At 57.7% G+C, this 7,080-nt stretch carries 8 protein-coding genes; 7 read left to right on the forward strand and 1 reads right to left on the reverse strand.

From position 1 onward, the window contains the following. The 4 genes from Q7T64_RS08705 to rfbC form a co-directional block, all read left to right on the forward strand. Nucleotides 1-438 (forward strand): hypothetical protein (locus tag Q7T64_RS08705; protein WP_304794444.1); only part of this gene is annotated, 438 nt, incomplete at its 5' end. Nucleotides 439-612: 174 nt separating this feature from the next. After that, nucleotides 613-2,121, forward strand: a complete 1,509-nt coding sequence (locus Q7T64_RS08710; RefSeq protein WP_304794447.1) for a Fic family protein — start codon at nt 613-615, stop codon at nt 2,119-2,121. A 110-nt stretch (nt 2,122-2,231) separates the two neighbouring features. Further along, the gene (gene rfbA, locus Q7T64_RS08715) at nt 2,232-3,152 is read left to right on the forward strand and encodes a glucose-1-phosphate thymidylyltransferase RfbA (protein ID WP_304794449.1); all 921 of its coding nucleotides are present in this window, start codon (nt 2,232-2,234) and stop codon (nt 3,150-3,152) included. Next, entirely contained in the window at nt 3,149-3,700 is a 552-nt protein-coding gene (gene rfbC, locus Q7T64_RS08720) for a dTDP-4-dehydrorhamnose 3,5-epimerase (protein WP_304794452.1), read from the forward strand. Before rfbA ends, rfbC begins: the two co-directional genes overlap by 4 nt. A gap of 117 nt (nt 3,701-3,817) precedes the next feature. On the opposite strand, the gene Q7T64_RS08725 is transcribed toward rfbC, so the two are convergent. Next, on the reverse strand, nt 3,818-4,363 hold the full coding sequence (locus Q7T64_RS08725) for a hypothetical protein (protein WP_304794455.1): 546 nt from the start codon (nt 4,361-4,363) through the stop codon (nt 3,818-3,820). Nucleotides 4,364-4,382: 19 nt separating this feature from the next. Between Q7T64_RS08725 and Q7T64_RS08730 the strand changes: the two genes are divergently transcribed. The 3 genes from Q7T64_RS08730 to Q7T64_RS08740 all read left to right on the forward strand — a co-directional run bounded on the left by Q7T64_RS08730 (nt 4,383) and on the right by Q7T64_RS08740 (nt 6,790). Then, nucleotides 4,383-5,309 (forward strand): hypothetical protein, encoded by a 927-nt coding sequence (locus Q7T64_RS08730; protein WP_304794458.1) that lies wholly within the window; start codon nt 4,383-4,385, stop codon nt 5,307-5,309. A 5-nt stretch (nt 5,310-5,314) separates the two neighbouring features. Further along, nucleotides 5,315-6,085 carry a hypothetical protein gene (locus Q7T64_RS08735; protein WP_304794461.1) on the forward strand — a complete coding sequence of 257 codons (771 nt, stop codon included), beginning with the start codon at nt 5,315-5,317 and terminating at the stop codon, nt 6,083-6,085. Between the two features lie 414 nt (nt 6,086-6,499). Next, complete coding sequence (locus tag Q7T64_RS08740; RefSeq protein WP_304794464.1) at nt 6,500-6,790, forward strand: H-NS histone family protein; 291 nt, start codon at nt 6,500-6,502, stop codon at nt 6,788-6,790. Nucleotides 6,791-7,080 lie beyond the last annotated feature (290 nt).

Consider the following 7,080-nt stretch of genomic DNA (forward strand, 5'->3'; position numbering starts at 1 on the left):
ACCTACCTGCAGCCCCTGTACACCGAGCCGCTGATCAATGTGCCAGGCGGCTACGCCACCTACACGCCGCCGCCCTACATGCCGCGGGCCGCCGCACGCAAGAGCAATGTGCCGCTGATCTTCGCCAACCCGGCCAAGGTCTCGCGCGACTTCCTGCAGTTGCTGGCTGCGCTGCCGGGCAAGAAATGCTTCGTGCACCGGCAGTACAGATACGCCCGCGTGCGGGAACGGATTGAAACCGTGCTCGATCCGGCGTCGGTGGAATATATTTGCCCGCGTTCGCACCAGGAAGCGCTGGAAGTGATCAGCCAGCACAAGGTCATGATCGACACCTTTCCGTACAGTGGCGGACTGACAGCGCGTGAAGCGCGGGCGCTGGGGGTGGGTGTGAAGACGCGGGTCGGCGAATTGTTCTGTGAGCGGCATGGGGCAGGGTAGCGGGCGGTCGCGTTCAAGCGTGATGCGCTGCATGTAAAACTTGCAAATATCCCTGTTTCGTAATAACTTTTTGACGAAAAGGCGGTTTTGTAATTAAAAGTTTGAGCGCATAATTAAAAAATGACAGATTTGCTCGGCTACGGGTGGCTTGTTGATCACTTCAACTTGGCCTTGGTGCAACGCTTGCGAGTCACCAGCCGGGCCGGCATGCGCCGGCATACGACTGTAGAGAACGGTTACGTTACCGAGGTGCTCACCCAAAACGCATCGCCCAATGGCGTGCGCGGCCACCTGACGTTTGCGCTCAAGCACGAAGGCGTGGCGCTGGAATTGCTGTCCCGGCTTTTTGCGGTGCTCGACCCGGCAGAGTTGCTGGCCTGGATTGCTGCCGAACCGACCGGGGAATATGCCCGCCGTACTTGTTTTCTGTATGAGTGGATCACTGGAAACGAACTCGACCATGGCGACGCAATTGCCCGAGGTAATTACGTCAACGTCATCGACGATGAGCGTTACCTGACCAGCACACAGCCAGAACTCAACCGTCGGTGGCGGGTCCGCAACAATTTGCCCGGCACGCCGGCATATTGCCCGACGGTGTTTCGCACCGAGCGGGTTAAACAGGCAGAGCGCTACGATTGCGCCGGGCAGATGGCGGCGCTGCAGGCCGAATTTGGCGAAGACTTGCTCATGCGAAGCGCAGTCTGGCTGACCCTGAAAGAGAGCCGCTCCAGTTTCGCCATCGAGCACGCGGAAAGCCAGAAAGATCGCATCCAGCGTTTTGCCGCGGTCATGGCAGAGCGCTGCGGCTTTTACGACAGCCCGCTTGATCCGGATGCGCTTGCTACCTTGCAGTCCGAAATCCTGGGTGATGCTGCGATACGCTTTGGCTTGCGACAGTCCCCTGTGTTCGTGGGGTCGGTGGTACGGTTTGCCCATGTGGTGCATTACATAGCGCCGCAAGCTGCTGACGTGGCGTCGCTGCTCGGCGGTCTTGCTGCTTTTGAGCGTTGCACGCGGGGCCGTTCGCCGATTGTCCGCGCAGCTGCGCTATCGTTCGGTTTTGTGTATATCCACCCATTGGCTGATGGCAACGGGCGGATTTCCCGTTTCCTGGTGAACGATGTTTTGCGGCGCGACCAGGCGATCGCCTTGCCGCTGATCCTTCCGATATCCGCCACCATTACGGAAAGCGCTGCCGCGCGTGCTGGCTATGATCGTGTGCTGGAGCAGTTTTCCAGGCCCTTCATGCATCGTTATGCCAGTGCCTATCGCTTTGGCGATCGCGTGATGTATGACGATGGTGTGCTCTCGGACCTGGAATTCAGCCAATACCAGGATGCGCTGCACAGTTGGCGCTTCCCTGACCTGACCAGTCATGCAGAATATTTGGCCGATGTAATCGAAGAAACTGTGCGGGTAGAAATGCGCAGCGAAGCCAAGCTTTTGCGCCGGCATGATTCAGCGCGCGCTGCAATCAAGGATGTGGTGGAGATTCCAAATACCAACTTGGACCGTATAATTCAATCCCTGATCCAGAACGATTACCGCGTGTCCGGTAAATTGAAGAACACGTTTCCGATGATTACCGAGCGCTCCGGCCTCTGGGAACAGATTACCCAGGCAGTGCGCGACGCCATGATTGACGATGCCAGCATGCAGGCTGATCCCGGCGGGGAATAGCGCGGCAGGGAAGCAACAAGCAGGAAACAAGGAAGCAAGGAAGCAAGGAAGCAAATAGGAAAGTGGGGCGCGGCCGCGTGTGGCCCGGTCTAAACGAAAAGGACTTCAAGATGCAATTAGCGCAATCGCTAAAGCAACAAACACCCGCCACTCCACGCCGTGGAATTATCCTCGCAGGCGGTTCAGGCACACGACTGCACCCGGTCACGATGTCGGTCTCCAAGCAGCTACTGCCGGTGTACGACAAGCCGATGATTTATTACCCGCTGACCACGCTGATGCTGGCGGGCATGCGCGACATCCTACTTATCTCTACGCCGCATGACTTGCCCTTCTATCATCGCTTGCTGGGTGACGGCAACCAGTGGGGCATCAATTTGCAATATGCCGAGCAACCGTCGCCAGATGGCCTGGCGCAGGCGTTTATCATTGGCCGCGAATTCGTGCGCGCCCAACCATCCTGCCTGATCCTGGGTGACAATATTTTTTATGGTCACGACCTCGACACGCAGCTGCGCAGCGCGGGTGAACAAGAGCACGGCGCGCGGGTGTTCGCCTATCACGTGCATGACCCCGAGCGTTATGGCGTGGTTGAATTCGACGACGCCCGCCACGCCATCAGCATCGAAGAAAAGCCGGCCACCCCAAAGTCCAACTACGCCGTCACCGGCCTGTATTTCTACGATGCGCAAGTGTGCGACATTGCCGCATCGGTGAAACCCTCTGCCCGTGGCGAACTGGAAATCACCGACGTCAATCGCGCCTACCTGGCCAAGGGCCAGCTCGACGTGGAAGTCATGGGGCGCGGCATGGCCTGGCTGGACACCGGCACGCATGAATCCCTGCTCGAAGCCTCGCAATACATCGCCACCATTGAAAAACGCCAGGGTTTGAAAGTGGCGTGCCCGGAAGAGATTGCTTACCGCAAGGGCTATATCGATGCAGCCCAACTGGCCCGGCTGGCCGAACCCTTGCGCAAGAACGCCTATGGGCAATACCTGATCAACATCCTCGATTCAAAGGTGTATTGAGCGTGCAAGCATTTCCCACAGCGATACCGGAAGTCAAAGTCATCCAGCCCAAGGTGTTTGGCGATGCGCGCGGATTTTTCTATGAAAGTTTTAACGCCCGCAAATTTGCCGAACTGACGGGTGTGTCGACGCCTTTCGTGCAGGACAACCATTCCCGTTCGGTGCGCGGTGTGCTGCGCGGCCTGCATTACCAGATCCGGCAGCCGCAGGGCAAACTGGTGCGCGTGGTGGCGGGCGAGATATTCGACGTCGCCGTCGACATCCGGCGCAATTCACCGACCTTTGGCAAATGGGTCGGTGAAACCCTGTCCAGCGACAACCAGCGCCAGATCTGGGTGCCGGCCGGCTTTGCGCACGGCTTTGTCGTGGTGTCGGAATTTGCCGAGGTGCTGTACAAGACCACCGATTACTGGGCGCCGGAGCACGAGCGCAGCATTATTTGGAACGACCCGGGGATTGGTATTACCTGGCCCGATGTGGGCGGGCCGGTGTTGTCGGCGAAGGACCAGGTGGGATCATTGTTGCGGGATGCGGAGGTTTTTGAGTAAACAACGAACAGAAGGGGAATATTGCGACGCGACGCCGCACTGGTTTTTTATCCTTCGCGCCCAGCAATCAGTTGCTATATTCCTATGGCGCAATCGGTTATGATCGACCACTGATAATCATTTACTTTCCGGGTCTTTCATGAGTAAGAAATCGCAGCCGCCTTCCAATGTCATCGCCATCTCAAAGCCGCCTTCCAGGGCTGCAAAGCAAAGCGCAAAAGCGCCCATGACGGCAGTGCCGGAAGCGCCGCCAGCGGTCAAGAAGGCGGTTGCGGCGGTTAAAGCGACTTCTTCACCCGCCGCCAAAATGCCCATGAAGCCGTTGGTCAAGGCCGTAGGCAAGCAGAGTACCAAACCAGCTGCAAAGCCGGCTACGAAGCCAACACTAAAGTCCGCGACCAAGCCAGATGCAACAAAGCCGGCCGCTGCAAAGCCAGTCTCCAAGGCCGTTGCCGATCCGGTCGAAAAAGCCGCAGTCAAGCCAGCGGCCAAAACGAAAGCCACGCCAGCAGTCAAGCCAACAGCCAAACCGGCAGCCAAAAAGAGCAGCGCCGCCGCGCCCGTGCCGGCGGCAAAGCCCGCATCGACGCCAGCGGCAGTCACTGCAAAGCCAAAGTCGGCCCGCAAAAAGGCAGGTGCCACGGCAGCGGCATTACCAGCCACCGACATCCCGCCATCGGCCGTGCCGCCTACCGGCAGCAGCGCGCTGGAAAAGAACCTTGCTGCGCGTCCGGCAAGTTCGCTGCGTTCGCCGATCCGGATTTTCCAGATTTATTTCGAAGCCTGGCAAAAGGATTTGCTCGATCCGGCTTTCGCCGCGCTCAATAATGCCGGCGTCAAAGCCGAGTCCATGGAATTCGACGTATTCGAGCGCCTGGCGCGTTCAGAGCATGTAAAAGGCGCCACGCTGTGGGGTGCGCTGTCGTGGCGTTTTGCCGAAAAGACCGGCATGAGCGGGCAGGACCTGATCGCCGCGCTGCAGGCCAATCCGGGCATGGATGTGTATTACTGCAATCCGCATCCGCAAAACGAGGCACTGTTCCACAATATGTGGACCCAGGGCGAGACCACCCATCCGCGCTTCCTGGCCCTGTCGCGGGCGCTGTTCCAGGCAGTGGGCTTGCCAGAGGAAGAGCTCAGCAATATTGCGACATCGGCATCGTATTCCTCGGCAAATTACTTCATTGCGTCGCCGGCGTTCTGGAGCAAGTACCTGGTGTTCGTGCGCAAGGTACTGACGCTAGCCGACAAGAAACTGTCGCCGGAGGCGCGCAATCTGTTGCATTCGGAGATGGCGGACGACCGTGGCATCCATCGCGGTGCGACCTATGTGCCATTCATTGTCGAGCGCTTGTTCCCGGTATTCCTGAAAACCGAGGGCCGTGGCTTGAAAGCATTCAAGATTGCCTTGCCGGAGCGGGAACGCGAAATGAACGTGCACCTGAAACTGCTGCGCGAAATGAAAGACGTCGCCCACCGCACCAAATCGCCCTGGCTGGCTGCGTGCTGGGTCAATTACCGCAATCTCTATCTGTCGCAGACCAATGGCAAGGCGTGGTGCCAGAAATACCTGCGCGCCGTGACGCCGCCCGACATCAAGTTCGGCTGAACGTCATGCATGTCGAGTTCGTCTCATCCAGATCCTTGCGGGAAAAGCGCTGGGAAACCGATGGCGTACTGGTCGTCATGCCATTCACCAAGCCGGCAGAGGCGCGCCGCACGGCACAGTTGATGGCGCGCCGCTCCGGCACTGACGGACTGTTGCTGGGCGTGTATGACGAAGGCTTGCATGCGCCGCCTGCGGCGCTGGCATCGTCGCCGCCAGCCGCTGCGCCCGCCGCACCCGCTGCACCGTCAACGTCCTCACCCTTGCCAATTGCTGCCGACGGCAACGTAGCCGCAGATGTGGCCGCGGCTGCCGGGCGCGCCGGTTTTGTTGCCCTGGTCAATGCGGTTTTTCAATCCAGCGTTAGCCCCTGGTTCTGTTATGTCGCGCAGGATGCTTTTCCTGGCCGCCAATGGTTGTCGATTGCCTTGGCCGGGCTGGAGCACAAGAAGGGCGTGCTGGCCTCATTCAATGACGGTAAATGGCATGGCCGGCTGGCGTCGTTTGGCCTGGCCCGTCGGGAATGGGCGGAGAAACTCTATGGCGGGGATTTCTTTTTTCCTGGCTATGGCCGGCATTACGCCGACGTTGAATTGACGGTACTGGCTTTGCAGCAGCAAGGCCTGGTATATACGCCCGAAAGCGTACTGGTCGAAATCGATTGGGAAAAAGACGGCAAGCCGGTCAGCCGGGAGGACCGGGCGCTTTATCTGTCCCGCGTGCAGCAGCGGTTCGATGGCCGGGTGGATCAACCCGCGCTGCTTGAACGGTTTCGCTAGTTTTACTGGTTTCCCGAGCTCGTAGCGCCATTCGGATTAGCCGGTTGGCGGATTGCGCCGATCGCTTATCAGCAAACGCATCTTCCGCATCGCACTCAATTCCTACAAATTGCATCTTTCGCATTCAGGCCTTGCCGTGTGTGGCATGATGCGGGGACATTGGCAGAGTTCGTGTAATTCTGCATCTGCCCATCTAATAAGTCTCTTGCATTTTGTTATTAATTTGACTATCTGGGCGGTGACCGTATGCATATCAATTTTTGTCGTTGATTGGCGCTATTCGTACTAACCGCTATTTTTAAATTTACGAAAATCTGTTAAAAGCTGTACGCAGATTTATTCGAGGCCATTTCATTTTTATCAATGTTCAGTGACTGGTTGTGCTGTAATTTTTAATTTCACAGGAGAGAATCTATGAAGAGCTACAAGGAAATGCAAGCTGAAATCAAGGACCTGCAAGCCAAGGCCGAAAAGCAAAGACAGTCCGAGATTCAGAAGGCGATTGACGACATCAAGCAAACCATGAGCGATTTCGGCATTTCGATCGACGATCTGTCGCCATCGAAGAAGTCGCGCAAGACTGGTGCTACGGGCAGCGTCAAGCCGAAATATCGGAATCCGGCGACTGGGGATACCTGGACTGGTCGGGGCAAGCCGCCGCGGTGGATTGCTGGCAAGGATCGGGAACAGTACCTGATCGGGTAATTGGTGGATTGACGGCTTGATTGGGGCGGATGGCTTGATCGCCCCGGATCGGTGGTGCTTGCGGGGTTGGCGGGGGCCTGACTGGATTCGGGGGGAATGGCCGGCCGCTGGGCTGTATTCCGGCTGGATGATGGATTTTTGCTGGTTTGCTGTCTGTGCTTGTTGCTTGTTTGTTGCTTGTTTGTTTCTCGTATTTTGGTTTTATTGTGGTTAAGCGGGGTGTGCGCCCCCGCGGGCGCGTAACTTTCTTTTTGGCGGCGCCAAAAAGAAAGTCACCAAAGAAAAAGGCG

Origin of the sequence: Lacisediminimonas sp., assembly GCF_030645335.1 — a bacterium.
Lineage (GTDB): Bacteria > Pseudomonadota > Gammaproteobacteria > Burkholderiales > Burkholderiaceae_D > Lacisediminimonas.